Consider the following 21,527-nt stretch of genomic DNA (forward strand, 5'->3'; position numbering starts at 1 on the left):
TTTACTCGGAATGTTCCGCGCCGGTCTTCCGCAAGTATTGAAAGTGTGTCCAGGCAGCGCTCGGCTGCCCGTGGCTTTAGAGGGCCGTATGTTGGCGCAGGTCGGTAAGCCGCCGTCACTACCTTCAGGTAAATTGCTCGGCAGCCGGGCGAACACAGCTGCTGCCCCCATTCTCAATCTCGTCCTGGATGACTGATGCGGTACTTTGTTGGGATTCTGGCAATGGTGGTTTTGTTCTGGTCCTCGCCGTTAGCGGCTGAAGGCAACTGCCCGTCTGGTTTCTACCCAATTGGCGGGCAGGGTGTCAGCGGGTGCGCTCCGATCCCTGGTGCGGGCAGCGTCTCTTCCCAGCAACAGCTGCCATCGCCCCCACCGCAGCCGACAGGGCGTTGGCATAAGACCTGGGGTGCCGTTGCCATGGGTGAAAAGGGGGATACGGGAGTTGCAAAGCAGAAGTACTCCCGTGAAGAGGCTGAGCAGGAAGCGCTAAGTCAATGTGCGACGTGGGGTGCGCGAAGCTGCGTGGTCAAGATCTCGTATGAGAACCAGTGTGTGGCGATCGCGTCTCCCACGGCCTCCCAGACAGGCGCGCATATCGCGCGTGATGGCATTATTGCCAGAGCAGGTGCTGTAGCGCTCTCGGGTTGCAAGAAGCAGGGGGGTGTCGGGTGTGAGGTTATGTACTCCGAGTGCAGCGATCCCATCTTTGAGAAGTTCTAGAAGCTCTAAAGACTGCAAGATCGATACGACTTATAGAAATCAGTGTGTGGCATATGCTGATCCTGCCCCTGGCAGTAAGGGTACTGCTCGGAACCTGTTTTTGAGTCCTTCTAGCTGAGTCAATTCGGGGTATTCGTGGGTTCGCCGACTCGCCCGGGTCGCAGGGCATCAGTGAGGCTTTCGTTTTGCTGAGTCTTGGCTGACGCACGTATTCAGCCTTATGAGCCGTGGTGCAAAAAAGAGGATTGAGGCTGAGCCCGCGTTTTGTAGCTGCGCTTGGGCCCGTCTTAAAGGTGAGGGTTTCATGCGATCTACTCTATTTAACCTGCTGTCTTTGGGAATCATTGCAGCTTCAGCTTTCTCTGCACGTGCAGAAGGTGGAGCCTGCCCTCCCGGTTACTACCCCGTGGGGGGACAAGGGGCAATGGGGTGCGCACCAATTCCCGGCGCGGCGTCTGGTGGCGCCGCCCAGCAGTCTCCACGTCCTCCTCCGCAACCTACGGGTGAGTGGATCAAGACCTGGGGCGGAATTGCGGTATCCGCCAGCACTTCCGATGCCGGCGTTTCTACGGGGCACCGGTCAAAGAAGGAGGCGGAACGCAAAGCCGTCTCAGAATGTGCTGCCAGTGGAGCAAGCGATTGCAAGGTCAGCATGACCTATTTCAATCAGTGCGTTTCCTGGGTCATCCCGAGCGGAAGGACTGGAAATGGCCTGTCAGGAATTGGCACCGGTCCGACTCCGGGTGATGCCGAGCGGGCTGCTCAGGGAGTCTGCAAGAATGACAAGCCGGGAGCCTGTGCTCCTGTGTATGCAAATTGTACCGAGCCCTTGTTCAGGAATTACTGAAACGGCCGTGCTCGGGATGATTGCATTGACGCGGAGCGCTATTTGTTTGTTGCAATTTGCGCGCACAGAGGTTTGGCTCCGAGAAGCCTCGGGCGCGGCTGCGCTGCTGCAGCTGAGAATGAGGCCGACCCTGACCGCTCTGTTTTGCACGGCGGCGTGTGCAAGGACGTTATGATCTTCCAGGGACATGGCTAGCTTGATGGCATGAGTGGTCGGGTCAACGCGCGGGTTTCGACTGTGCAGGGGCATGTTGGAAGCCTGCTTGGATCTAATGGGTCTGGCGGGGCGTGTATACCCATCGGTACGGCCAGATGGCCATGCTGCAAAAAACTGCTGGATATTCTGGGCCCAGAATTTCATGGCGTGATTGATGTGCTGGTTAAAAATAGTCAACGGGGAGACGCCCCGACCATGGATGCTTGCCTTGGCGCTTGGAGCACGTAATGAAGTGGTTCACTAGGCTGGCTATTCCATCTTTCTTCTTGACTCTGTCTTTTTCCGTGATGGCTGAGGGCAACTGCCCCTCTGGTATGTATCCGATCGGAGGACAGGGAGTACAGGGCTGTGCGCCTATCCCGGGAGCAAACAATGGCGGGGTTACCGCTCCCATTTCGCCGCCACAACCGTCTGGAGAATGGGTCACCACCTGGGGTGCAATTGCCACCTCCAAGCGAACTTCGGATGCAGGTGTATCGACAGGGCAGCGAAGGAAGAGTGGAGCGGAGCAGGAAGCCCTTGGCAAATGTGCTTCCGCGGGTGCGAACGATCGCAAGCTTGTGCTTGCCTACTTCAATCAGTGTGCGGCATGGGTAGTTCCCAGCGGCCGGACAGGTCAGGGTGGCTCTGGCATTGGACGAGGACCGACACTCGACGTGGCGGAGCGCGAAGCTCAGAAAGGCTGCACGAATGATCAAGCCGGGGCATGCGAGGTTTTCTACGCGGATTGCACAGAGCCGATCTTCAAGGCGTATTGATGCTATTGCCCCCCTATGCCTCCGCAACCGTTGGGCGAAGGGTTGACTGGATGGAGAGCCGTTGCCAAATTTCACATGTCCAAATAAATCGAGTCCAGTGAGTGGCAGGCGATAGCTGTCGCCATCAAAAGATGCGTGGTTGAAGGAGCAAAGCGTTGCAAGCCTTCTGTGACCTGTTTCAACCCGTGGGTCACACCTGCGGTGCCATTCTCGGGGACCCACCCAGCTGGGTCCGCATGATCAATTGCGGGGCGCTGACGGGTGGTGCATCCCGAACTTGGATCCATCAGCGTCGATCCCGCTTTTATGTGATCAAGTCCGCTTTTCGCTCCGTTCCCCCTTCGACGACTGAAGCCTCCTCGAAGTAAGCTGCCTGCGCGCCAAAATTCCGGCGCATCAGTGCCATCGAACGCAGGAGCTTTCCCGTCCATGAGGACGCTGACGACCCGCGGTGCGGGTGACGCACCCCCACAACACCACCGCCGCAGGGCCGGGGCTATCATCCGCTCTGGCGGACACCGGGGCCTGCGGCGCACTGCGCGGTGTCCCGGCCGGCGCACGGGTACTGGCAAGACGGGATCGAAGGAGTGGCAGGGGATGCAGAAGGGGAGCGGCACGAACATGGACAATGCGTTGGCGTTCGTGCCGTCCGGCGCGAACCTGCTGGAAGCCGTGCGCGGTGATCTGACCGGCAATGGCATCGACGACCAGTTGCTGGTGATCGATCAGCCCGCCCCCGATGGCCTGGTGCCGGGCGAGCACGGTCCCAACCGGGTGCTGTTGTTGCTGCTGGGCGATGCTGCCGGCCGATGGCAGCTGGCGGCGCGCAACGACAAGCTGGTGCCATGCTCTACCCGCGGCGGCATTGCCGGTGATCCCTTCGCCTACGTGACGATCGAGGATGGCGCGTTCAGCGTGATCACCAACGGCGGCAGCCGCGAGCGCTGGAGCAGCACCTACACGTTCCGCTACGCGCCGTCCGAGCAGGTCTGTTGGGTCCATGGCGTGCAGCGCCGGGTGGTCGACACCGAGACCGAGGCAACCCACACCCGTGACTTCTCGGCGGCCGAGCTGGGTAGGGTACGGTTTGAGGACTTTGACCCGTCCGTGGTTGCCGACGTGAGCTTGCCTTGAGTGCCGCGCCTGTGAGGAGGCAGGAGGACCCCACGATGATCGAGCAGGAGTTTGACCGTGTCGCAGGATAGAGAGTCGCAATTGTTGCGACAGGCCACGGAGGCCGGCATCACCTCGTCCCGGGAACTGGCCAACTTCATGGCGCAGGCCGGGCATGAATCCCGTGGCTTGAGCCGTCTCAACGAGAGTTTCAACTTCACCCGGGGCATCTCGCAGATCCCGGTGGAAGCAGCGTGGCGCAATGGCAACGGTGCGCTGGAGAGTGCCCGCCAGGAAGCGCTGCGTGGCCACCCGGAAAACCTGGCTGAGCTGATGTACGGCGGGCGCATGGGCAACGATGCCCCTGGCGACGCACTGAAGTATCACGGCCGCGGCTATCTGCCGCTGGTCGGCAAGGAGAACTATGAGCGTGCCGGCAAGGCGCTGGAACTGGACCTGGTGAATCACCCGGAACTGGCCGCGCAGCCCGAGCACGCAGGTCGCATTGCCGTGTGGCAGTGGCAGACGCGGGTGCCGGAGGCGGCGCGCGAGGATGTGCGCGAAGCCACGCGTGCCCTGAATGGCGCGCTCAACGGCATCGAAGCCCGCCAGCAGCGTTTTGACGTGTGGCAGCAGAAGCTGACCCCCGATGTGATGGCGCGCCTCGAGCGTGGCGAAGTGGGGGCGCCTGCCCAGCAGGCAACGGGACGCGACATGTCGCAACCGGGCGAGCCGGGATACACGCTGTTCTCGGGAGCGCGCCAGCACCTGCAGCAAATGGGGCCGCAAAGCGGTCTGCGCAGCGTGCAGGAACTGGACAATGCCGCCGGCGCACTGGCGCTCAGCGCGCAGAAGGCCGGAATGTCGCGTATCGATCACCTGTTGGCCGGCAATGACGGTCGCACGTTGTTTGCCGTGCAGGGCGCGCTGGGTGACCCGGCCATGCTGCGCGCATCGGTCGATCGCGAACAGGCGGCGCAGCAGCCACTGGCGCAGAGCAGCCAGCAGTTGGCTACCAGCGTCGCCCAGCAGGACCCGGCGGCTGCGCTTGCCCGCGAGCAGGAGCAGCGTTCTAAATCCCTGTAGCACCTGATGCCTGCGGGCAGGGTGCCCGCAGGCGCTTTACCTACGACGCGTGGCGCCCTGTGGCGCCGACATGGAAACCCACTCGTAAGGACACCACATGCGAATCGTTCCCCAGAATGCCCGGCACGCCGCCGCCCACTGCAGTGCATCCGTGCGCCGCCTGCCGCCGCTCTGGCTGCTGTCACTTGGACTCGCCGCAGCGTCGGCACAGGCTCAGGAGGCCGCAGCACCCCTCGTGGAGACGCCCCCCGCTGCCGAGGCGGCCGTTGACGCGCCTGCAGGGACGACGCACGTTGCAGCACCCACGGCGGCCGAAGCTGTTGCCGCGGCACCGGCTCCCAAAGTGCCGGCTGCCGTGACACCTCCTGTGACACCTGTGGTGGACGCGCAGCCGGCGCCGGCTGCGGACCCGGCGCCTGCGCCCGTTGCGCCCGCAGCGGCGGCGCCTGTGGCTGCACCGCCTGCCGTCGTCGAGCCAGCCGTCCCGGCGGTAGCTCCCGCGCCACCCGCCTTGGTCATCGTGCCGTTGCAGCCCGAGCAGGCCACCGAGCGCGCGCTTGGCGCCCGTTGCCCGGTGGATCTGGCCGGGCGGCTGGCGACCCAGGGCGAGCTGCTGATCGGCGCCTGCCAGGGCAGGATGCCGGCGCATCTGGCCGCGCTGCTGGTCGCGCTGCCCCAGCAGGACATCCACCTGCCGCGCAGCTGGCGCGAGCGTGAGGTGCAGCAGAAGGCGTGGTTCAAGGCGGTGCCGGGCTACGGCCAGCGCCCGGACTTCATCGTGCGGATGGGCGACATCTGGGTGCGCTCGCTGGAAGGGCGCGACGCCGACAGCACGTTCTATCTGGTGTCAGCACCGTTCACCTGCAGCGACCAGGTCGCCAACCGCGATGAGTACGGCGCGGAGCCGGTCCGCGTGCCAGCGGGTGATTGCCGCGAGGCCTACGTGGCCCAGCGTGTGTACCAGGTCCGCGGGGACGCGGCGCCGAGGGATGTGACCGCCGATGCCATGCCGGCCATGCCCCCGGTCACGGAGGCCGATCGTGCGCGTCAGCTGTCGCGTAAGGGACGGATCAGCTTGGACCATAGCAAGTTGCAGTACGGCCCGGCCATGCGCTGGTTCGTGCAGTACCCGGAGTCTGCGCAGAAGGGCGGTCCGCGCGCCTACGGTGACTGGAACCGCGAGCACATCGCGTTCGTGGTCTGGACGGGGGATCGCTTCGAGCTGCGTGAGAAGGTCGCGCGGGCGCAGTGGCCCTGTGACCCGGTAGCGCCGGGCGATCGCGCCTGTGGTGGCTTCCCGGATTCCGGGCCGGATCTGTTCGTAACCGCCGGTGCGTCGGCGCCGGTCGCGGCCTCCAGCCCCTGACGCGCGATGCTGAAGTAAAGCGGGAGCCGGAATGACCGGCTCCCGCGCTGTTCATCAGGCCTGCATGCTGCGGGTCTGGTTCTGCTGTTGTTCCAGTTGCTGATCGCGGTCCTGTGCCAAGCGCTGTCCCGCGGCTTGCTGATCAATCCGCTGGCTGCTCTGCTCCAGCGGCGTGTTCATTGCCACCGCCGTGTCCACCGACACGCGCAGGTGTGCCGGGTCGCCGCCCTGGCCCTGCACGGCGAAGCTGCGTGAGGCGTCGGCATTCATCACCACCTCGTCGATGCGCTTGCCGCCTGCAGCGTGCATCTCCGCCGCCAAGCTACCGGCCAACTGCGTACTCATCACATCCGGCACGCGGCCGACGCGAACGTCCTGCGCATGCACGCCGCGGATCGCATCGTTGAACAATGGGTTGCCCAGGTGATTGGCATCGTCCATGCGCAGCATGCTGGTGTGATGGCCGTTCTTCTCCGCTTCGCGGCGTGCCGGTTCACCGGGCTGCAGCGGGCCGCGGATGTGGTCGTACAGATCGATGGCACCGCCCGGGATGCCCCGTGCCGCGCGGGTGACGCCGCGACGCAGTGACTCGACGTCGTCGCGGTACTCCTCGATCATCCTGGCGTTGTCTTTTGCCAGCTTCTGCGTTTCCGGGTGTTTCAGAACCGAGCCGTCGCCGAGGAAGTTGCCCAGCTTGTGCGCGCCGAAGGAGCTGGTGGCCGCGATGATCGGGCGGTCTGGGATCAGGTCACGCAGGGGGTGATTGCTGAAGCCGTTCGCTGCCAGCGTCTTGATCTCATCGGGCTTGGCATAGACGCGCACCTGGCCGAAGTGCGGCGAGGCAGCGCTGACCGGATCGGAGGCCATGACATGGTTGATCATGGTGTTGCCGCCTTCCGGAATGCGGTAGCTGAGGCTGACCGCGCCGTAGGCGTTGAAGGTCTCGCCCTTGACGTTGAAATGGTGCGAGGTGATCTGGGCGAGGGCGCCGCCGAGGGAGTGGCCTGTGACGGTGACCTGGGGGGCAGGTCCGCCGCTCAAGCGGGACTGAAGTGCGGCGCCTTCAATTGTCCTCTGCGTCAATGCGATCGCGTCAGGTGCCTGGACATTGGTGCGTGCAACCACCATTCCGCCATCGGTCAGAATCGCGTCGCGGGCGATCTGCTCGGTGCCACGATGGGCAATGACGATCTCTTTGGTGTCTACGCGCTGATAGACGGTGCCCTGATAGCCGTTGAGACGATTGTTGACATGCTCAAGTATCTTGTACTCATGGCCGTTTAACGTGACTTTTTCTTCTTGGCCGGGTTCACGTCGGCCGACGGCCCGATCCTTGTAGGCGTCATTGGATAACGCGGCGTAGTCCTGAGAGGTGACGGTCACGGCGCCACCTCACTTGCGGAGAGGGTGATCGTAAACAGCTTGTCCTGCAGATCAGGGGCGTAGTTGCTGCGATCGGGCTCGCCACTGGCTGGGAAGTTGGGAACGCGATCTGCCTTCGGATAGACCAGATCCGGATAGTAGAGCGTATGGGCGCCACCTTCGGTCAGCGGCTTGGCGTCGACGAAAGTGAGGAAGCGGGTCTCTTCTTCGGCACCCGTCGCCTTCAGCATTGCCCCGGCACCGGTGAACTCCCACTTGCAGACGCCACGACCGTAGTAGTCTTCATCCAGCATGCGGTCCACATACAGCGTGCCGCGGTACTCACCATCAGCGACCTTGCGCAGCTCCACCGGCTCCTGGCTGGTGATGCGTGCCGCCGTACCGGTGGCCGGCTCGATGTGGCCGCACTGGTCTTCGTTGGTGACGTCGTACTGGGCCACGCCTTCGACCACCGCGAAATCGCCCGGGGCGTCCTTCAGGCGCAGCACCAGCTCATAGGCCTTGCGCGGGCTGGGGTTGAGCTTGGCGAGGCCACGCCCACCCTGGGCGACATCGGCTTCAGCAGCGGCACGTTCCTGGTTCATGGCGGTCTCCGGGTTGCAGGCGGTCAATAGAAGCAGAGCAAGGCACGGAATCATCTTGTGGCGCAATGTCGGCCTCCTTTGGGGGTAGAGGTAAATGTGACACTGGCAGTTCATGGCACAAGCTTCTGCACAGTAGTGGTGGTTGAGAACAGCGCATTGCGCAGCTCTTCTTTGTACGCTGAAGGATCTTCCTTGCCGCTCGCTCCGTATCCGGTGATCTCTTCGATCCGCGGGTAGTCGGCGCGTGGGTAGTACCGTGTCAATTGGCTCCCCGCGTCCATGCGCTTCTTGTCGATGAACGTCAGGAATCGCGTATCCGCCTTGCCGTTCGTGGCGCGCAACATCGCACCGACACCTGTCAGCGACCAATGGCAGACGCCACGCCCGTAGTAGTCCTCGTCCAGCATGCGGTCCAGGTAGAACGTGCCGCGGTATTCGTGCTCGCCGACCTTGTGCAGGGTGACGGGCTCCTGGCTGGTGATGCGGCCTGCAGTGCCCGTTGCAGGCACGATCCGTCCACAGTCTGCGTAGTTGCTGGCGTCGTACTGGGCCGAGCCCTCAACAATCGCGAACGGGCCCGGCGCGTCCTTCAGTGTCAGCACCAGCTCGTAGCCCTGCTGCGGTGACGGGTTGAGCTTGGCCATGCCGCGTCCACCTGCGGCAACGTCACGCTCTGCGTCCGCGTAAGGCGAGCAGGCCGTCAGTGCCAGCAAGAGGCCCATCGGTACCAGATGGCGTCCCTTGCGTGTCGGCATGGCTACATCCATGGCGGCATCCTGCATCGTGCGTCCGTGTCCATATATCCTTCCCTGGTGACAGGTTTATCGATTATGGAGTGTTCTGGAAACCTGGCGCCAGCTAGGGCAAGGCGTGGGTGACGGAATTTTGACGCATTCAGCGTTCGGCGGCGTCGCCGAATCGATTGCGGCACAGGCGATTCGAGGTTCTCGGAGCCATTACGCTTCACGTTCTGTATTTCGCCATATATTTGTGACGTCAATCGCTAATTCACGCGACTCTCACGCAAGCGAACATTACGCCATGAACTACACCATCCGTGCCGAAGCCATTGATGATCATGCCACCCTCCGTGCGCTCACCGAGGCCGCATTCCGGGATGCTGCGCACAGCAGCCATACCGAGCAGTTCATCGTCGACGCCCTGCGCGCCAGCGGGCAGCTGAGCGTTTCGCTGGTGGCCGAGATGGACGGGAAGGTGATCGGCCATGTGGCGGTGTCGCCGGTGACGATCAGCGATGGCAGCACGGGCTGGTTCGGCCTGGGGCCGATCTCGGTTTTACCCGCGTGGCAGGGGCAGGGCATCGGTGCGGCCCTGATGCACGCCGCACTTGAAGCACTGCGTCAGCAGGGTGCACATGGCTGTGTATTGCTGGGCGAGCCGGCCTATTACGGTCGCTTCGGCTTCCGTGCCGAGCCGGGCCTGGTCCTGCCGGGTGTGCCTGCAGAGTACTTCCAGGCACTTTGCCTGCAGCCTCCGCTGGCACAGGGCGAGGTGCAGTACTCTCCGGCCTTCGAGGCGACGGCCTGATCCGGGCCTGGCACGTTCCGGCTCAGGGCGCCCGCCAGACAGTCGGTTCGGGTTGCGGCTTCGGAATGCGGTAGCCGCCGATGTGTTCAAGCAGTTCGTTGGTACGGCGCTGCTCGACCAGTACCTCACGCAGCAGGTTGCGCACGGCGAAGATGGCGAACGGCACCAGGATCCAGACCAGGCTGATGCCCAGCGCAAACAGGGTCAGCAGGGCTTTTGCACCATCCATGCACGGCGTTCCTTGGTCGAAAGCAGCCACGCTAGCACGTGGCCGCTGCCGACGGATGTCAGCCGTTATGCCGAAGATGGATGAGCGGATACGGACGGCCTTGCGAATCGAGCGGTGAGCGGCCGCTTTCGACGAAGCCCATGCGCAGGTAGAAGCCGACGGCCTGTGCGTTCTGTTCGTTGACGTCAGTGCTCAGCTGCGGATGCTGGGCAAGTGCATGTTGCAGCAGTTGCCGGCCGATCCCGGTGCCACGTACGTCGGGATCGATGAACAGCGCTTCCATGTGCGTGCCGTCGATCAGCATGAAGCCCAGCGGCCGATCCTGTGCATCGACAGCAACGGTCATCGGCGCCTGCGGCAGGAAACCGGCCACTTCGGCATCGATGGCCTGGCGGTCTTCGGCACTGAGGAAGTCGTGGGTGGCGTCGACGGCGCGACGCCAGAGGTCGACAAGGGCGGCGCCGTCGTCGGCGCGAGAGGGGCGCAGGGTGGTCATGGGTTCACCAAGGTGCTTCGGAAGAGTGCGAAGTATGAGGCTTTCCGGTAGCGCCTGCAGGCGAAGATTCATCCCGCGTCGCGGTGGCGGATGAAGGGGCTGTGCGCAGTCGCGTCCGCGCGCAGCACCACCCCATCCTCGAAGTCATCGCTGTCGTTGAAGGGCACAATTGGCCACTGCCGCCAGTGCGTCAGTCGCTCGCGGTAGGAGAGGGTGGCTGCAACCAGTGCTTCGTCGTGGGCCTGCACGCGTTCCGCTGCAAGCCCGGAACGCACGCCATGCACCACGCATGGCTCCATCACCTCGAAGCCGACGTAGCGCAGGCTGTACATCAACGGCCACAGCAGCAATCGGGTGTCGCCTTCGCGGCCGTCCACCGCGCATGCCCGTGCCGATGAACCGGTGGTGACGCTCAGCAATGCACGCTTGCCCTGCATCACGCCATGTTCGTGGCGCTGACGGCTGTTGTACATCGGCCCATATACCAGCACGCGGTCCAGCCAGCCCTTGAGGATGGCTGGCGCCGCGAACCACCACAGCGGGAACTGCAGGATCACCAGGTCTGCGACCCGCAGCAGGTGCAGGTGACGTCGCACATCGGCGGGCAACTGCTCCAGTTCGGCGCTGTGGCGTTGTTCGCGCTGGGCATCGAAGCGCTCGGGCTGCAGGCGCCGTGGATGGTGCCAGGCCGCTTCCAGCGGATCGAAGCCTTCCGCATACAGGTCGACCACATCCACCTGCGAGTGGTCGTGCCTCAGCTGCTCGGCCGCCTGCGCGGCGAGGTTGGCATTGAAGGAGCGGGGTTCGGGGTGGGCAAGCAGGATCAGGGCGCGCATGGGCGAGGTGTTCGAGGAGTGTGCGACCATCCTCGCGGTGCCGGCATGCCCCGGCAATTACGCACCTTGAGGTAACCATGGCCTATCCGGGCGATGTCTATGCCGCCGATTGCTCGGCGCGCGATGCGCTGGCGCTGATCTCCGGCAAGTGGGTGATGCTGCTGCTGCCGGCATTGGCGCAGGGCCCGCTTCGCAACGGCGCGTTGCTGCGGAAGATCGAAGGCATCTCGCAGAAGGTGCTGACCCAGACTCTGCGACAGCTGGAGCGCAATGGGCTGGTCGAGCGGTGTGACCGGGGCAGCAAACCGCTGCATGTCGAGTACCGCCTGACCGAGGTCGCGCACGGTCTGGTCGAGACGTTGTCCGCCCTGGACCGCTGGGCGGAGCACAATTTCCCGGCGCTGGATGCGGCCCGCGAGCGCTTCGACGCGCGCTAGCGGCGCCTGTACGGCCCGGGGCGTACAATGCGGCCCCGGCCGGCCATCCTGGCCCTGCACACACGCGAGAACCGCCATGACCGACGCCCTGGGCGTGCCGGTGCACGACACCGATGAACACTGGATGCGCCACGCGCTGGCGCTGGCCGAGCGCGCGCAGCGCGAGTTCGACGAAATTCCGGTCGGAGCCGTGCTGGTGGGTGCCGATGGCCAGCTGCTGGGGGAGGGCTGGAACCTCAACATCGCCTCGCACGACCCCAGCGCGCACGCCGAGATCGTGGCGATGCGGGCCGGCGGAAAGCTGCTGGCGAACCACCGCCTGCTCGGCAGCACGCTGTATGTGACCCTGGAGCCGTGCGCGATGTGCGCGATGGCGATCGTGCATGCACGCGTCGCCCGTCTGGTCTACGGCGCCAGTGACCCCAAGACGGGCGCCTGCGGCAGCGTGTTCGACCTCATTGGCGACGCCCGCCACAACCATCGCGTCGAGATTCACGGCGGGGTGCTGGCCAAGGAAGCCAGTACACGCCTGACCAATTATTTCCGCGCCAAACGTGGCAAGCCGCCGCTGCTGCTGGAAGACCACGCCGGCGAGGGCTGAGGGGCGAACGGGTATGATGGGCGCCTCTTTTCATTACCGGTGGGCCGCGCGCCTGCCCAGCAACGAGGCGACACAATGGCGGACACCGGCGCGGCCAACGAACGACTGATCTGGATCGACCTGGAAATGACCGGGTTGGACACCGACAACGATTCGATCATCGAGATCGCCACCGTGGTCACCGATGCCCAGCTCAACGTGCTGGCCGAGGGCCCTGAATTCGCCATCCATCATCCGCTGGAAACGCTGGAAGCGATGGACGAGTGGAACCGCAACCAGCACCGTCGTTCGGGCCTGTGGCAGCGCGTGGTGGACAGCACCACCACGCTGGCCCAGGCCGAGGCGCAGACCGTGAACTTCCTGGCGCAGTGGATTCCGGCCGGCCTGTCACCGATGTGCGGCAACTCGATCTGCCAGGACCGCCGCTTCCTGCACCGCCAGATGCCGCGCCTGGAGAAGTACTTCCACTACCGCAACCTGGACGTGTCCACGGTGAAGGAACTGGCCAAGCGCTGGGCGCCGACCGTGGCCGCCGGCGTCGGCAAGAACAGCAACCACACCGCGCTGAGCGACGTGCACGACTCGATCGCCGAGCTGCGCCACTACCGCCAGTTCATGGGGGCGCTTTCCGGCCTTTCGACGCCTTGATCGGTAGTGCCGGCCGCTGGCCGGCAACGCCGGGGGCGGATGCCTTTCCAGCGGAAAGGGCTCTGACCCCTCTGTCGTGCCCCGCGACGAACCGTTCAACTCCCTGGCGCTAAGATCGGCGCCATGAACGAGCCCATCCTGCTCCCCCGCGACATCGCCCACGACGCCCGCGACTGGTCCGACCTGCAGCGGGCGGTGGCGCTGCTGGAGGCGCCGACCCTGACCGCGCGCATGGCCAACCTGGTTGGCACGCCGCTGGAGTTCGCGGTGAAGGCGCTGCCCAGTTCGGTCTCCAACCGCATCCACGGTGCGGTGCAGGCGGCGCTGACCAAATCGGCGCAGGCCGCGCTGTGGAGCATGGACAACACCCCGGGCAAGGGGGCCTCCACCCGCTGGCACAAGCTGGCGGCGGCCACCTCCGGCGCGGTCGGCGGGGCATTTGGCTTTGCGGCCTTGTTCATCGAGCTGCCGGTGTCGACCACCATCATGATGCGCGCGGTGGCCGACGTGGCCCGCAGCGAGGGCTTTGACCTGTCCGGGTTCAGCACCCGCCAGGCCTGCCTGGAGGTGTTCGCGCTGGGTGGCAACTCGCCGCGCGATGACGCCAGCGAGACCGGCTACTACCTGGCCCGCGGCTTCACCACCGACGTGATGCGCCACCTGTCGGCCGAATTGGCCGGGCGCGTGGTGACCGGCCGCGACCTGACCCTGGGCGTGGCGCCGAAGGAGGCCGGCAAGCTGCTGGCGAAGATGGTGGAGAAAGTGGCGGCGCGTTTCGGCGTGGTGGTCACCGAGAAATTCGCTGCGCAGGCGGTGCCGATTGTCGGTGCCGCTGCAGGTGCAACGCTCAATACCATGTTCACCGACTACTACCAGGACATGGCGCGCGGTCACTTCATCGTGCGCCGGCTGGAGCTGAAGTACGGGGAAGACGTGGTGCGCACCTGCTATGACCGCGTGGCGCATGGCGCGGTAAAGATCGAACCCCGCCTGGAGTAGATCCACGCCATGCGTGGATGAGCCTTCATGCCGGGCCATCCTTGCCTGCCGGGCACAACTGTTTTGCCACAACACGCCTGTTGCCTTTCGCAGGCGGTCCCCATTCTTGCTGGCACTCCCCCCGCAAGAGATGTCCGCCATGTTGTTCACCTCCCACCGTCTGGGCCCGCTGACCCTGCCCAACCGGATCGTGATGCCGCCGATGACCCGCTCGCGTGCGGCTGCCGGCAACGTTGCTACCGCCGAGATGGCGACCTACTACGCGCAGCGTGCCGGTGCCGGCCTGATTGTCAGTGAAGGCACCCAGATCAGCCCGCAGGGCCAGGGCTATGCCTGGACGCCGGGCATCCACAGCCCCGAACAGGTAAAGGGCTGGCGGCAGGTGACCGATGCGGTGCACGCCGCCGGTGGCCGCATCTACGCGCAGTTGTGGCACGTCGGCCGCGTCTCGCATGTGGCCCTGCAGCCCGATGGCGCAGCGCCGGTGTCTTCCTCGGCATTGCTGGCCGATGGCGTGAAAGTGTTCGTCGACCCGACAGGGGCAGGTCCCGAAGCCGGCGTCGGCGAGATGATCCAGCATTCGATGCCGCGTGCGCTGCGCGAAGACGAGATTCCGGGCATCGTCGCCGATTACGCGCAGGCCGCCCGCAATGCGCTGGAGGCGGGCTTCGACGGCGTCGAACTGCATGGCGCCAATGGCTACCTGATCAACCAGTTCATCGACTCGCAGGCCAACCAGCGTACCGATGGCTATGGCGGTTCGCTGCAGAACCGGCTGCGCTTCCTGCGCGAGGTCGTGCAGGCGGTGGTCGCAGTAGCCGGTGGTGACCGCGTTGGCGTGCGCTTGGCGCCGCTGACCACGCTGCAAGGGGCGGTGGACGATACGCCGCAGGCGACCTATCTGGCTGCCGCACACCTGCTCGGTGAGATGGGGGTGGGCTACCTGCACATTGCCGAAGCGGATTGGGATGATGCGCCGCTGATGCCGGTGGCGTTCAAGCAGGCGCTACGCATGGTCTACCCGGGCACGCTGATCTACGCCGGCAAGTACACCGCCGAGCGCGCCGGGCAGGCGCTGGCCGAAGGCTGGGCCGATCTGATCGGTTTCGGCCGGCCGTTCATTGCCAACCCGGACCTGCCTGAGCGCCTGCGTGCGGGTGCAGAACTGAATCCGCCGGATCGCGCCACATTTTTCGGTGGTGGTGCGAAGGGTTTCACCGATTACCCGGCGCTGGAAGAGGCCGCCGAGGCCTGATGCCCATCGGTGGGTGCCGACCGTTGGTCGGCACTCCCGGGTTGGATCAGGGCTTGTCGCGCACCAGCGCGTCCGCTTCGACCACGCCGCCATCCTTGCCATGCAGGTACAGGTGCATGTCCTGCTGCGGGTACGGGATGTTGATGCCGGCCTTGTCATAGCCCAGCTTCAGCTGTTCCAGCAACGTGACTTTGGTACCGAACCAGTCGGCCGACTTCACGTAGCAGCGGATGCCGAGGTTGATCGCGTGCGCGCCGAGTTCGTATACCACCACGTCCGGTGCTGGCGTCTGCAGCACGCGCGGGTCGGCCTTCATCAGCGCCAGCGCGGTGTCGCGTGCCAGCTGGATGTTGTCTTCGTAGCCGATGCCGATCACCAGTTCGACGCGGCGCGTCGGTTCGGCGGTGAGGTTGATGATCGGCGCGGCGGTGATCAGTGTGTTCGGAATGGTGGTGTGCTGGTTGTCGGCGCCGGTAAGCACGGTCTGGAAGATGCGCACTTCGCGCACGGTGCCGGTCTGGCCGGCCACGGTGACCACATCGCCCACGCGGAACGGTCGCAGCGTCACCAGCATCACGCCCGAGGCGATGTTGGACAGCGAATCCTTCAATGCCAGACCGACCGCCAGGCCAGCGGTGCCGAGCACGGCCAGCAACGGGGTGATCTGCACGCCCAGCGTGCCGATCGCCAGCACCACCACGATCACAAGCGATGCGGCATACACCACGTTGCGCAGGAAGCTGCCCAGCATCGGGTCCACGCCCATGCGCGCGGTCGCCCGTGGCATTGCATTGGATAGACGTCGTGCCACCCACAGGCCGACCAGCAGCACCACGATCGCGGCCAGCAACGGTACGCCGTAGGTTTCCAGCAGGCGCTCCCAGTCGAGCGAGTGGAACCAGGGCGTTGCGGCGGGCGAGGGCGGTGCGGCGGCGATCATGCGGAAATTCCTTTGCTGCTGCGGGACAGGTGCGAGGTACGCGTGGCGTGCAAGGACGCCAGAAACAGCAAGCCCCGCAGAGGCGGGGCTTGCGTGCAGCAGCAGTATCGGCTGACGCCGATGAACACGACGTCAGCCTGCGGCCTTTACGGCATCAGCCGTTGGCCTTCAGCTTGGCCAGGCGCAACCAGGTATCGACCACGGTGTCCGGGTTCAGCGACACCGACTCGATGCCTTCCTGCATCAGCCACTCGGCCAGATCCGGGTGATCGGACGGGCCCTGGCCGCAGATGCCGACATACTTGCCCTTGGCACGTGCTGCCTTGATCGCCATCGACAGCAGCTTCTTCACTGCCGGGTTACGCTCGTCGAACAGGTGCGCGACGATCGACGAGTCACGGTCCAGGCCCAGGCTCAGCTGGGTCAGGTCGTTGGAGCCGATCGAGAAGCCGTCGAAGATTTCCAGGAATTCATCGGCGAGCAGTGCGTTGGACGGCACTTCGCACATCATGATGATCTTCAGGCCGTTCTCGCCCTGCTTCAGGCCGTTCTGTTCCAGCACCTCGATGACCTTGCGGCCTTCTTCCAGGGTGCGCACGAACGGAATCATGACCCACAGGTTGTCCAGGCCCATTTCGTTGCGCACGCGCAGCACGGCCTTGCACTCCAGCGCGAAGGCGGCCGAGAAGCTCGGGTCGACGTAACGGCTGGCGCCGCGGAAGCCGATCATCGGGTTCTCTTCGTGCGGCTCGTAGTTGCTGCCGCCGATCAGGTTGGCGTACTCGTTGGACTTGAAGTCCGACAGGCGCACGATCACCGGGTTCGGCGCGACCGAAGCAGTGAGGGTGGCGATGCCTTCGGCCAGGCGGTCGACGTAGAAGCTGACCGGATCACCGTAGCCGGCGATCTTCTCGTCGATCTTCTTCTTGGTCGCGGCATCCTGGCGGTCGTATTCCAGCAGCGCGTTCGGGTGGATGCCGATGTGGCTGGCGATGATCATTTCCAGGCGGGCCAGGCCGATACCGGCGTTCGGCAGCTGGCCGAAGTCGAAGGCACGTTCCGGGTTGGCCACGTTCATCATGATCTTCAGCGGTGCCGGCGGCATGTTGCCCAGATCGGTGGTGGTGCGCTCGAAGCCGAGCTTGCCCTCGTAGATGAAGCCGGTATCGCCTTCAGCGCAGCTGACGGTGACCAGCTGGCCATCTTCGATGACCTTGGTGGCGTTGCCCGAACCGACCACGGCCGGCACGCCCAGCTCGCGCGCGATGATCGCGGCGTGGCAGGTACGGCCACCACGGTTGGTGACGATGGCCGAGGCGCGCTTCATCACCGGCTCCCAATCGGGATCGGTCATGTCGGCGATCAGCACGTCGCCCGGCTGCACGCGGTTCATGTCGTCCAGCGTCTTCACCACGCGGGCTACGCCCGAGCCGATCTTGGCACCGACGGCACGTCCTTCGGCCAGCACGTTGCCGCCCTTTTCGGTCAGCGCGAAGCGCTCGATCTGGGTGGCGTGGCTGCGCGACTTCACCGTTTCCGGGCGTGCCTGCACGATGAACAGCTTGCCGCTGACACCGTCCTTGGCCCACTCGATGTCCATCGGGCGGCCGTAGTGCTTTTCGATGACCAGCGCCTGCTTGGACAGTTCCTGCACGTCCTCGTCGCTGATCGAGAAGGTGTTGCGCAGCTCTGCCGGGGTGTCCTCGATCTTCACGCGCTCGCCGGGGACGTCCGAATACACCATGCGGATCGCCTTGCTGCCGAGCGAGCGGCGCAGGATCGCCGGCTTGCCGGCCTGCAGGGTGGGCTTGTAGACGTAGTACTCGTCCGGGTTGACCGCGCCCTGCACGACCATTTCGCCCAGGCCGAACGAAGAGGTGACGAACACCACGTCGCGGAAGCCGGACTCGGTGTCCAGGGTGAACAGCACGCCGGAGGAACCGACGCCCGAACGCACCATCAGCTGCACGCCGGCGGACAGGAACACGTCCTCATGCTTGAAGCCGTGGTGCACGCGGTAGGCAATGGCACGATCGTTGTACAGCGAGGCGAACACTTCCTTGACCTTGTGCACGACGTCGTCGGCACCGGTGACGTTGAGGAAGGTTTCCTGCTGGCCGGCGAAGGACGCATCCGGCAGATCCTCGGCGGTGGCCGACGAACGCACGGCCACGGCCACGTCGCCGCCGCCATTGTCAGCGCTCAGCTTGGCGTAGGCGGTGCGGATGTCCTGGTCCAGCTGCGGCTGCAGTGGCGCGTCGATCACCCAGCTGCGGATCTCCTTGCCCGCGGCGGTCAACGCGTTGACGTCCTCGACGTCCAGCGTGGCCAGCTTGTCGAAGATGCGCTTGGACAGGTCGTTGTGCGCGATGAAGTCCTTGAAGGCTTCAGCGGTGGTCGCATAACCTCCGGGAACGGAGACGCCCAGACCGGCCAGATTGCCGATCATCTCGCCCAGCGAGGAATTCTTGCCGCCTACGCGGGCCAGGTCGGCCAGACGCAGTTCGTGCAACCACAGGATGTTCTCGTTCAAGCGCGATGCTCCGTTTGGCCATCGCCCGAGGCGGGCTGAGTGGCCGCGTCCGTAGGAAGAAGCCGATATGATGCCGGGCAGACCGCTGTCGACACAAGCTTGTGTTGGCGGCCCTTTTAGGCTTCGTAGGGGGTAAAAGCGCGCATGTCGACCATCCGTCCGGTGTTCTACGTTTCCGATGGAACCGGTATCACCGCTGAAACCATTGGGCATAGCCTGCTGACCCAGTTCTCCGGGTTCAGCTTCATTACCGACCGGATGTCGTTTGTCGACGACCCCGAAAAAGCCCGGGAAGCCTGTTCCCGGATCCAGGCGGCGGGGGAGCGGTACCAGGTCCGGCCGATCGTGGTGAACTCCTGCGTGGACCAGAGCCTGAGCCTGATCCTGGCCGACAGTGGTGCCCTGATGCTGGACGTGTTCGCGCCGTTCATCGAGCCGCTGGAGCGTGAGTTGTCCAGTTCGCGCGTGAACCGTGTGGGCCAGGCCCATGGCATGGTCGACTTCGATACCTACCACCGCCGCATCAACGCGATGAACTTCGCGCTGACCCATGACGACGGTATCGCGGTGAATTACGACGACGCCGACGTGATCCTGGTGGCGGTGTCGCGCGCCGGCAAGACACCCACCTGCATCTACCTGGCCCTGCATTACGGGGTGCGCGCGGCCAACTACCCGCTGACCGACGAGGACCTGGAAAGCGACCGCCTGCCGCCACGGCTGCGCAACTACCGGCGCAAGCTGTTCGGCCTGACCATCGACCCGGACCGCCTGCAGCAGATCCGCCAGGAGCGCCGCCCGAACTCGCGCTACGCCAACCTGGATACCTGCAAGCGCGAGGTGGCCGCGGCCGAGGTGATGTTCCAGATGGAGCGGATCCCGACCCTGAGCACCACCCATACCTCGATCGAGGAGATTTCCAGCAAGGTGCTGGCCACGCTGGGGCTGCAGCGCGAGCTGTATTGAGGCGCGCGCCACGACCAACGGTCGTGGCCTACCGATGCTGCGGGAAACCCTCGTGCGTGGTGGGTATCGACCGGTGGTCGATACCGGGCCCCTTTGGCCGGGGCGATCCCGCCCCCACGTTGAAGCACCAACGTGTAGGATCGACCCATGGCCCGAGCCTTGCCCCGCACCGAACGCATTCCCCGCCTGAGCCGGCTGAGCTGGCTCATGGGCCTGTACGCGGAAAACTACCGCCACCTGGTGCGCCTGTTCGAACCGGCCGGACTGGTGGCGGGCAGCTACATTTCCTCGATCGGCGACGGCCTGGATGTTCGTCTGGACGTGATCGAGTGCCACCGTTACACGGTGGAACTGCGCCTGACCTACGACCTGGCCGACCCGGTCACCGGAGAGCCGGACCCGTCGGCCTATGTGCGGCTGTACCGTGACGCCCGCCAGGCCGAGACCACCCACTGCTACGTGGGCCGCCGCTGGCAGGACACGATGGGCCTGTATCCGCCGCCGGCGGAGCTGATCAGCCATCGCATGCGGATGAACACCTTCCTCGGCAAGTGGCTGGAATACCTGGCCGAGCGCGGCCACGGCGTCGCCACCCTGCGCCGTGATCCCGATGGTGCCGGCACGCCCACTGAGCGCCGCCTGTCGCTGGTGCGCTGATCGGCCATAATCCATGGCTGACCTGCCGCTGGATGCTGCCCCATGCCGTATACCCCGATCGTCGCCACCCTGGGCTACGTGCTGTCGCCCGATCGTCGCCAGGTGCTGATGATCCATCGCAATACCCGCCCCGGTGACCATCATCTGGGCAAGTACAACGGGCTGGGTGGAAAGATCGAGGCGGACGAGGATGTGGCCGCCAGCATGCGCCGCGAGATCCAGGAAGAGGCCGGTATCGACTGCACCAGCATGCGCCTGCGCGGCACCCTCAGCTGGCCGGGTTTCGGCAAGCACGGCGAGGACTGGCTGGGCTTCGTGTTCGTCATCGATGGATTCGAGGGCACCCCGCACGGCGGCAACCACGAGGGCACGCTGGAGTGGGTGGACCTGGACAAGCTGGACACGCTGCCGATGTGGGAGGGCGACCGCAACTTCCTGCCGCTGGTGTTCGATACCGACCCTCGCCCGTTCCACGGCGTGATGCCGTACAAGGACGGCCGCATGGTGAGCTGGTCCTTCAGCCGTCTGTAACCTGGCGAATCGTGTGGGTGCCACCCATTCCGGTGGGGGCCAACCGTGGTTGGCACGCTCTTCTGGTTGATTAATGCCCGGGTAATATTGACGGCCGCAAATTACCCGGGCAATATTGGCGCATCGCCTCTGATGCCATTGCCATGCCTGCGTCCCGACTCCCTCCCTTCAGTTGCTTCGACGGCCATCGCCTGGTCGCTTCCGGTACCCCGGAGGTGGCGGCGCTGGCGCTGAAACAGCTGCGCGCCGGCAACGCTGCCGGACCGCTGCTGGTGTTCGACAACGCTACCGGCCGCACCCGTGATTTCGATACGCGTGGTAGCGACGCAGAACTGCTGGCGCGGGTCATCGAAGCGTTTCCCGCCGCCGTCGAGGCGGATGCCGACATCACTGCCGAAGATGTGCCGGCAACCCCGCGCGGCCGTGGCCGCCCCAAGCTGGGCGTGGTTGCCCGCGAGGTGACGTTGTTGCCGCGCCATTGGGCGTGGCTGACCGAACAGCCGGGTGGCGCCTCCGTGGTTCTGCGCAGGCTGGTGGAGGCGGCCAGCCGTGCCGGTGCGGACAAGGACCAGCAGCGCCGCCACAGCGAGCGTGCCTATCACTTCCTGCAGACCATCGCCGGCGACCTGCCGGGTTTCGAGGAGGCGATCCGTGTCCTGTTCGCGCACGACCGGGCGGGCCTGGAAATGGCGTTGCGCAGCTGGCCCGAGGACGTGCGCAACCACGCCCTGCGCCTGGCATTCGAGAGCGCCGACGGCTGAGCCATCGCGCCGTCGTT

At 65.0% G+C, this 21,527-nt stretch carries 25 protein-coding genes; 17 read left to right on the forward strand and 8 right to left on the reverse strand.

Going from position 1 to position 21,527, the window contains the following annotated elements; all coding sequences use genetic code 11:
- The 7 genes from ACTJJM_RS19070 to ACTJJM_RS19100 form a co-directional block, all read left to right on the forward strand.
- Window positions 1-196, forward strand: a 196-nt coding sequence (locus ACTJJM_RS19070; RefSeq protein ID WP_414610416.1) for a hypothetical protein, incomplete at its 5' end; no start/stop codon positions are given.
- A 26-nt stretch (window positions 197-222) separates the two neighbouring features.
- Complete coding sequence (locus ACTJJM_RS19075; protein ID WP_224328280.1) at window positions 223-720, forward strand: DUF4189 domain-containing protein; 498 nt, start codon at window positions 223-225, stop codon at window positions 718-720.
- 424 nt (window positions 721-1,144) lie between these two features.
- The gene (locus ACTJJM_RS19080) at window positions 1,145-1,567 is read left to right on the forward strand and encodes a DUF4189 domain-containing protein (protein WP_224329403.1); all 423 of its coding nucleotides are present in this window, start codon (window positions 1,145-1,147) and stop codon (window positions 1,565-1,567) included.
- A gap of 530 nt (window positions 1,568-2,097) precedes the next feature.
- Window positions 2,098-2,541 carry a DUF4189 domain-containing protein gene (locus ACTJJM_RS19085; RefSeq protein WP_224329402.1) on the forward strand — a complete coding sequence of 148 codons (444 nt, stop codon included), beginning with the start codon at window positions 2,098-2,100 and terminating at the stop codon, window positions 2,539-2,541.
- A gap of 597 nt (window positions 2,542-3,138) precedes the next feature.
- On the forward strand, window positions 3,139-3,675 hold the full coding sequence (locus ACTJJM_RS19090; protein ID WP_049455020.1) for a hypothetical protein: 537 nt from the start codon (window positions 3,139-3,141) through the stop codon (window positions 3,673-3,675).
- A gap of 57 nt (window positions 3,676-3,732) precedes the next feature.
- The gene (locus ACTJJM_RS19095; RefSeq protein ID WP_049455025.1) at window positions 3,733-4,740 is read left to right on the forward strand and encodes an XVIPCD domain-containing protein; all 1,008 of its coding nucleotides are present in this window, start codon (window positions 3,733-3,735) and stop codon (window positions 4,738-4,740) included.
- Between the two features lie 97 nt (window positions 4,741-4,837).
- Entirely contained in the window at window positions 4,838-6,106 is a 1,269-nt protein-coding gene (locus ACTJJM_RS19100) for a hypothetical protein (RefSeq protein WP_380574818.1), read from the forward strand.
- A 54-nt stretch (window positions 6,107-6,160) separates the two neighbouring features.
- Here the strand turns inward: ACTJJM_RS19100 and ACTJJM_RS19105 are convergent, their stop codons facing one another.
- The 3 genes from ACTJJM_RS19105 to ACTJJM_RS19115 are packed head-to-tail and all read right to left on the reverse strand — an operon-like array spanning window position 6,161 to window position 8,840.
- Entirely contained in the window at window positions 6,161-7,489 is a 1,329-nt protein-coding gene (locus tag ACTJJM_RS19105) for an XVIPCD domain-containing protein (protein ID WP_049455016.1), read from the reverse strand.
- Window positions 7,486-8,139, reverse strand: a complete 654-nt coding sequence (locus ACTJJM_RS19110; RefSeq protein ID WP_049455015.1) for a hypothetical protein — start codon at window positions 8,137-8,139, stop codon at window positions 7,486-7,488. The genes ACTJJM_RS19105 and ACTJJM_RS19110 overlap by 4 nt, the downstream gene beginning before the upstream one ends.
- A gap of 44 nt (window positions 8,140-8,183) precedes the next feature.
- Window positions 8,184-8,840, reverse strand: a complete 657-nt coding sequence (locus ACTJJM_RS19115) for a hypothetical protein (protein ID WP_049455023.1) — start codon at window positions 8,838-8,840, stop codon at window positions 8,184-8,186.
- 274 nt (window positions 8,841-9,114) lie between these two features.
- On the opposite strand from ACTJJM_RS19115, the gene ACTJJM_RS19120 reads away from it, so the two are divergent.
- Complete coding sequence (locus ACTJJM_RS19120; protein ID WP_049455014.1) at window positions 9,115-9,621, forward strand: GNAT family N-acetyltransferase; 507 nt, start codon at window positions 9,115-9,117, stop codon at window positions 9,619-9,621.
- A 22-nt stretch (window positions 9,622-9,643) separates the two neighbouring features.
- Here ACTJJM_RS19120 and ACTJJM_RS19125 read toward each other — a convergent pair whose 3' ends face one another.
- The 3 genes from ACTJJM_RS19125 to ACTJJM_RS19135 all read right to left on the reverse strand — a co-directional run bounded on the left by ACTJJM_RS19125 (window position 9,644) and on the right by ACTJJM_RS19135 (window position 11,182).
- Window positions 9,644-9,850, reverse strand: coding sequence for a hypothetical protein (locus ACTJJM_RS19125; RefSeq protein WP_005410107.1), 207 nt, complete (start codon window positions 9,848-9,850; stop codon window positions 9,644-9,646).
- 58 nt (window positions 9,851-9,908) lie between these two features.
- Complete coding sequence (locus ACTJJM_RS19130) at window positions 9,909-10,346, reverse strand: acetyltransferase (protein WP_010484891.1); 438 nt, start codon at window positions 10,344-10,346, stop codon at window positions 9,909-9,911.
- Between the two features lie 68 nt (window positions 10,347-10,414).
- Entirely contained in the window at window positions 10,415-11,182 is a 768-nt protein-coding gene (locus ACTJJM_RS19135) for an NAD(P)H-dependent oxidoreductase (protein WP_224328278.1), read from the reverse strand.
- Between the two features lie 77 nt (window positions 11,183-11,259).
- Here ACTJJM_RS19135 and ACTJJM_RS19140 point away from each other — a divergent pair, with 77 nt between their 5' ends.
- The 5 genes from ACTJJM_RS19140 (at window position 11,260) to ACTJJM_RS19160 (ending at window position 15,122) form a co-directional block, all read left to right on the forward strand.
- Window positions 11,260-11,619, forward strand: a complete 360-nt coding sequence (locus tag ACTJJM_RS19140; RefSeq protein WP_010484895.1) for a winged helix-turn-helix transcriptional regulator — start codon at window positions 11,260-11,262, stop codon at window positions 11,617-11,619.
- Window positions 11,620-11,695: 76 nt separating this feature from the next.
- Window positions 11,696-12,220 (forward strand): tRNA adenosine(34) deaminase TadA, encoded by a 525-nt coding sequence (tadA, locus tag ACTJJM_RS19145; protein WP_010484897.1) that lies wholly within the window; start codon window positions 11,696-11,698, stop codon window positions 12,218-12,220.
- A gap of 75 nt (window positions 12,221-12,295) precedes the next feature.
- On the forward strand, window positions 12,296-12,868 hold the full coding sequence (gene orn, locus ACTJJM_RS19150) for an oligoribonuclease (RefSeq protein ID WP_043402905.1): 573 nt from the start codon (window positions 12,296-12,298) through the stop codon (window positions 12,866-12,868).
- A 123-nt stretch (window positions 12,869-12,991) separates the two neighbouring features.
- Window positions 12,992-13,867, forward strand: a complete 876-nt coding sequence (locus tag ACTJJM_RS19155; protein ID WP_109813661.1) for an EcsC family protein — start codon at window positions 12,992-12,994, stop codon at window positions 13,865-13,867.
- A gap of 139 nt (window positions 13,868-14,006) precedes the next feature.
- Complete coding sequence (locus ACTJJM_RS19160; protein WP_224328276.1) at window positions 14,007-15,122, forward strand: alkene reductase; 1,116 nt, start codon at window positions 14,007-14,009, stop codon at window positions 15,120-15,122.
- A gap of 46 nt (window positions 15,123-15,168) precedes the next feature.
- On the opposite strand, the gene ACTJJM_RS19165 is transcribed toward ACTJJM_RS19160, so the two are convergent.
- On the reverse strand, window positions 15,169-16,062 hold the full coding sequence (locus ACTJJM_RS19165; protein WP_010484905.1) for a mechanosensitive ion channel family protein: 894 nt from the start codon (window positions 16,060-16,062) through the stop codon (window positions 15,169-15,171).
- Window positions 16,063-16,216: 154 nt separating this feature from the next.
- Entirely contained in the window at window positions 16,217-18,595 is a 2,379-nt protein-coding gene (gene ppsA / locus ACTJJM_RS19170; protein WP_010484907.1) for a phosphoenolpyruvate synthase, read from the reverse strand.
- A 144-nt stretch (window positions 18,596-18,739) separates the two neighbouring features.
- Between ppsA and ppsR the strand changes: the two genes are divergently transcribed.
- The 4 genes from ppsR to ACTJJM_RS19190 all read left to right on the forward strand — a co-directional run bounded on the left by ppsR (window position 18,740) and on the right by ACTJJM_RS19190 (window position 21,510).
- The gene (ppsR, locus tag ACTJJM_RS19175) at window positions 18,740-19,561 is read left to right on the forward strand and encodes a posphoenolpyruvate synthetase regulatory kinase/phosphorylase PpsR (RefSeq protein ID WP_010484909.1); all 822 of its coding nucleotides are present in this window, start codon (window positions 18,740-18,742) and stop codon (window positions 19,559-19,561) included.
- A gap of 147 nt (window positions 19,562-19,708) precedes the next feature.
- Window positions 19,709-20,218, forward strand: a complete 510-nt coding sequence (locus ACTJJM_RS19180; RefSeq protein WP_010484911.1) for a DUF1249 domain-containing protein — start codon at window positions 19,709-19,711, stop codon at window positions 20,216-20,218.
- Window positions 20,219-20,260: 42 nt separating this feature from the next.
- Window positions 20,261-20,749 carry an NUDIX hydrolase gene (locus ACTJJM_RS19185; protein ID WP_019660268.1) on the forward strand — a complete coding sequence of 163 codons (489 nt, stop codon included), beginning with the start codon at window positions 20,261-20,263 and terminating at the stop codon, window positions 20,747-20,749.
- 143 nt (window positions 20,750-20,892) lie between these two features.
- Complete coding sequence (locus ACTJJM_RS19190; protein WP_019660267.1) at window positions 20,893-21,510, forward strand: DUF2239 family protein; 618 nt, start codon at window positions 20,893-20,895, stop codon at window positions 21,508-21,510.
- The last annotated feature ends 17 nt before the right edge of the window (window positions 21,511-21,527 follow it).

Origin of the sequence: Stenotrophomonas sp. 22692 (assembly GCF_052045015.1) — a bacterium.
Taxonomy (GTDB): domain Bacteria; phylum Pseudomonadota; class Gammaproteobacteria; order Xanthomonadales; family Xanthomonadaceae; genus Stenotrophomonas; species Stenotrophomonas geniculata.

Coding starts and splice junctions, on each gene's coding strand:
- ACTJJM_RS19180 (WP_010484911.1), top strand. CDS start 19,709: ATGGCCCGAGCCTTGCCCCGCACCGAACGCATTCCCCGCCTGAGCCGG.
- ACTJJM_RS19135 (WP_224328278.1), bottom strand. CDS start 11,182: ATGCGCGCCCTGATCCTGCTTGCCCACCCCGAACCCCGCTCCTTCAAT.
- ACTJJM_RS19125 (WP_005410107.1), bottom strand. CDS start 9,850: ATGGATGGTGCAAAAGCCCTGCTGACCCTGTTTGCGCTGGGCATCAGC.
- ACTJJM_RS19115 (WP_049455023.1), bottom strand. CDS start 8,840: ATGGATGTAGCCATGCCGACACGCAAGGGACGCCATCTGGTACCGATG.
- ACTJJM_RS19120 (WP_049455014.1), top strand. CDS start 9,115: ATGAACTACACCATCCGTGCCGAAGCCATTGATGATCATGCCACCCTC.
- ACTJJM_RS19080 (WP_224329403.1), top strand. CDS start 1,145: ATGGGGTGCGCACCAATTCCCGGCGCGGCGTCTGGTGGCGCCGCCCAG.
- ACTJJM_RS19160 (WP_224328276.1), top strand. CDS start 14,007: ATGTTGTTCACCTCCCACCGTCTGGGCCCGCTGACCCTGCCCAACCGG.
- ACTJJM_RS19155 (WP_109813661.1), top strand. CDS start 12,992: ATGAACGAGCCCATCCTGCTCCCCCGCGACATCGCCCACGACGCCCGC.
- ACTJJM_RS19075 (WP_224328280.1), top strand. CDS start 223: ATGGTGGTTTTGTTCTGGTCCTCGCCGTTAGCGGCTGAAGGCAACTGC.
- ACTJJM_RS19090 (WP_049455020.1), top strand. CDS start 3,139: ATGCAGAAGGGGAGCGGCACGAACATGGACAATGCGTTGGCGTTCGTG.
- ACTJJM_RS19130 (WP_010484891.1), bottom strand. CDS start 10,346: ATGACCACCCTGCGCCCCTCTCGCGCCGACGACGGCGCCGCCCTTGTC.
- ACTJJM_RS19100 (WP_380574818.1), top strand. CDS start 4,838: ATGCGAATCGTTCCCCAGAATGCCCGGCACGCCGCCGCCCACTGCAGT.
- ACTJJM_RS19140 (WP_010484895.1), top strand. CDS start 11,260: ATGGCCTATCCGGGCGATGTCTATGCCGCCGATTGCTCGGCGCGCGAT.
- ACTJJM_RS19185 (WP_019660268.1), top strand. CDS start 20,261: ATGCCGTATACCCCGATCGTCGCCACCCTGGGCTACGTGCTGTCGCCC.
- tadA (WP_010484897.1), top strand. CDS start 11,696: ATGACCGACGCCCTGGGCGTGCCGGTGCACGACACCGATGAACACTGG.
- ppsR (WP_010484909.1), top strand. CDS start 18,740: ATGTCGACCATCCGTCCGGTGTTCTACGTTTCCGATGGAACCGGTATC.
- ACTJJM_RS19165 (WP_010484905.1), bottom strand. CDS start 16,062: ATGATCGCCGCCGCACCGCCCTCGCCCGCCGCAACGCCCTGGTTCCAC.
- orn (WP_043402905.1), top strand. CDS start 12,296: ATGGCGGACACCGGCGCGGCCAACGAACGACTGATCTGGATCGACCTG.
- ACTJJM_RS19190 (WP_019660267.1), top strand. CDS start 20,893: ATGCCTGCGTCCCGACTCCCTCCCTTCAGTTGCTTCGACGGCCATCGC.
- ACTJJM_RS19085 (WP_224329402.1), top strand. CDS start 2,098: ATGTATCCGATCGGAGGACAGGGAGTACAGGGCTGTGCGCCTATCCCG.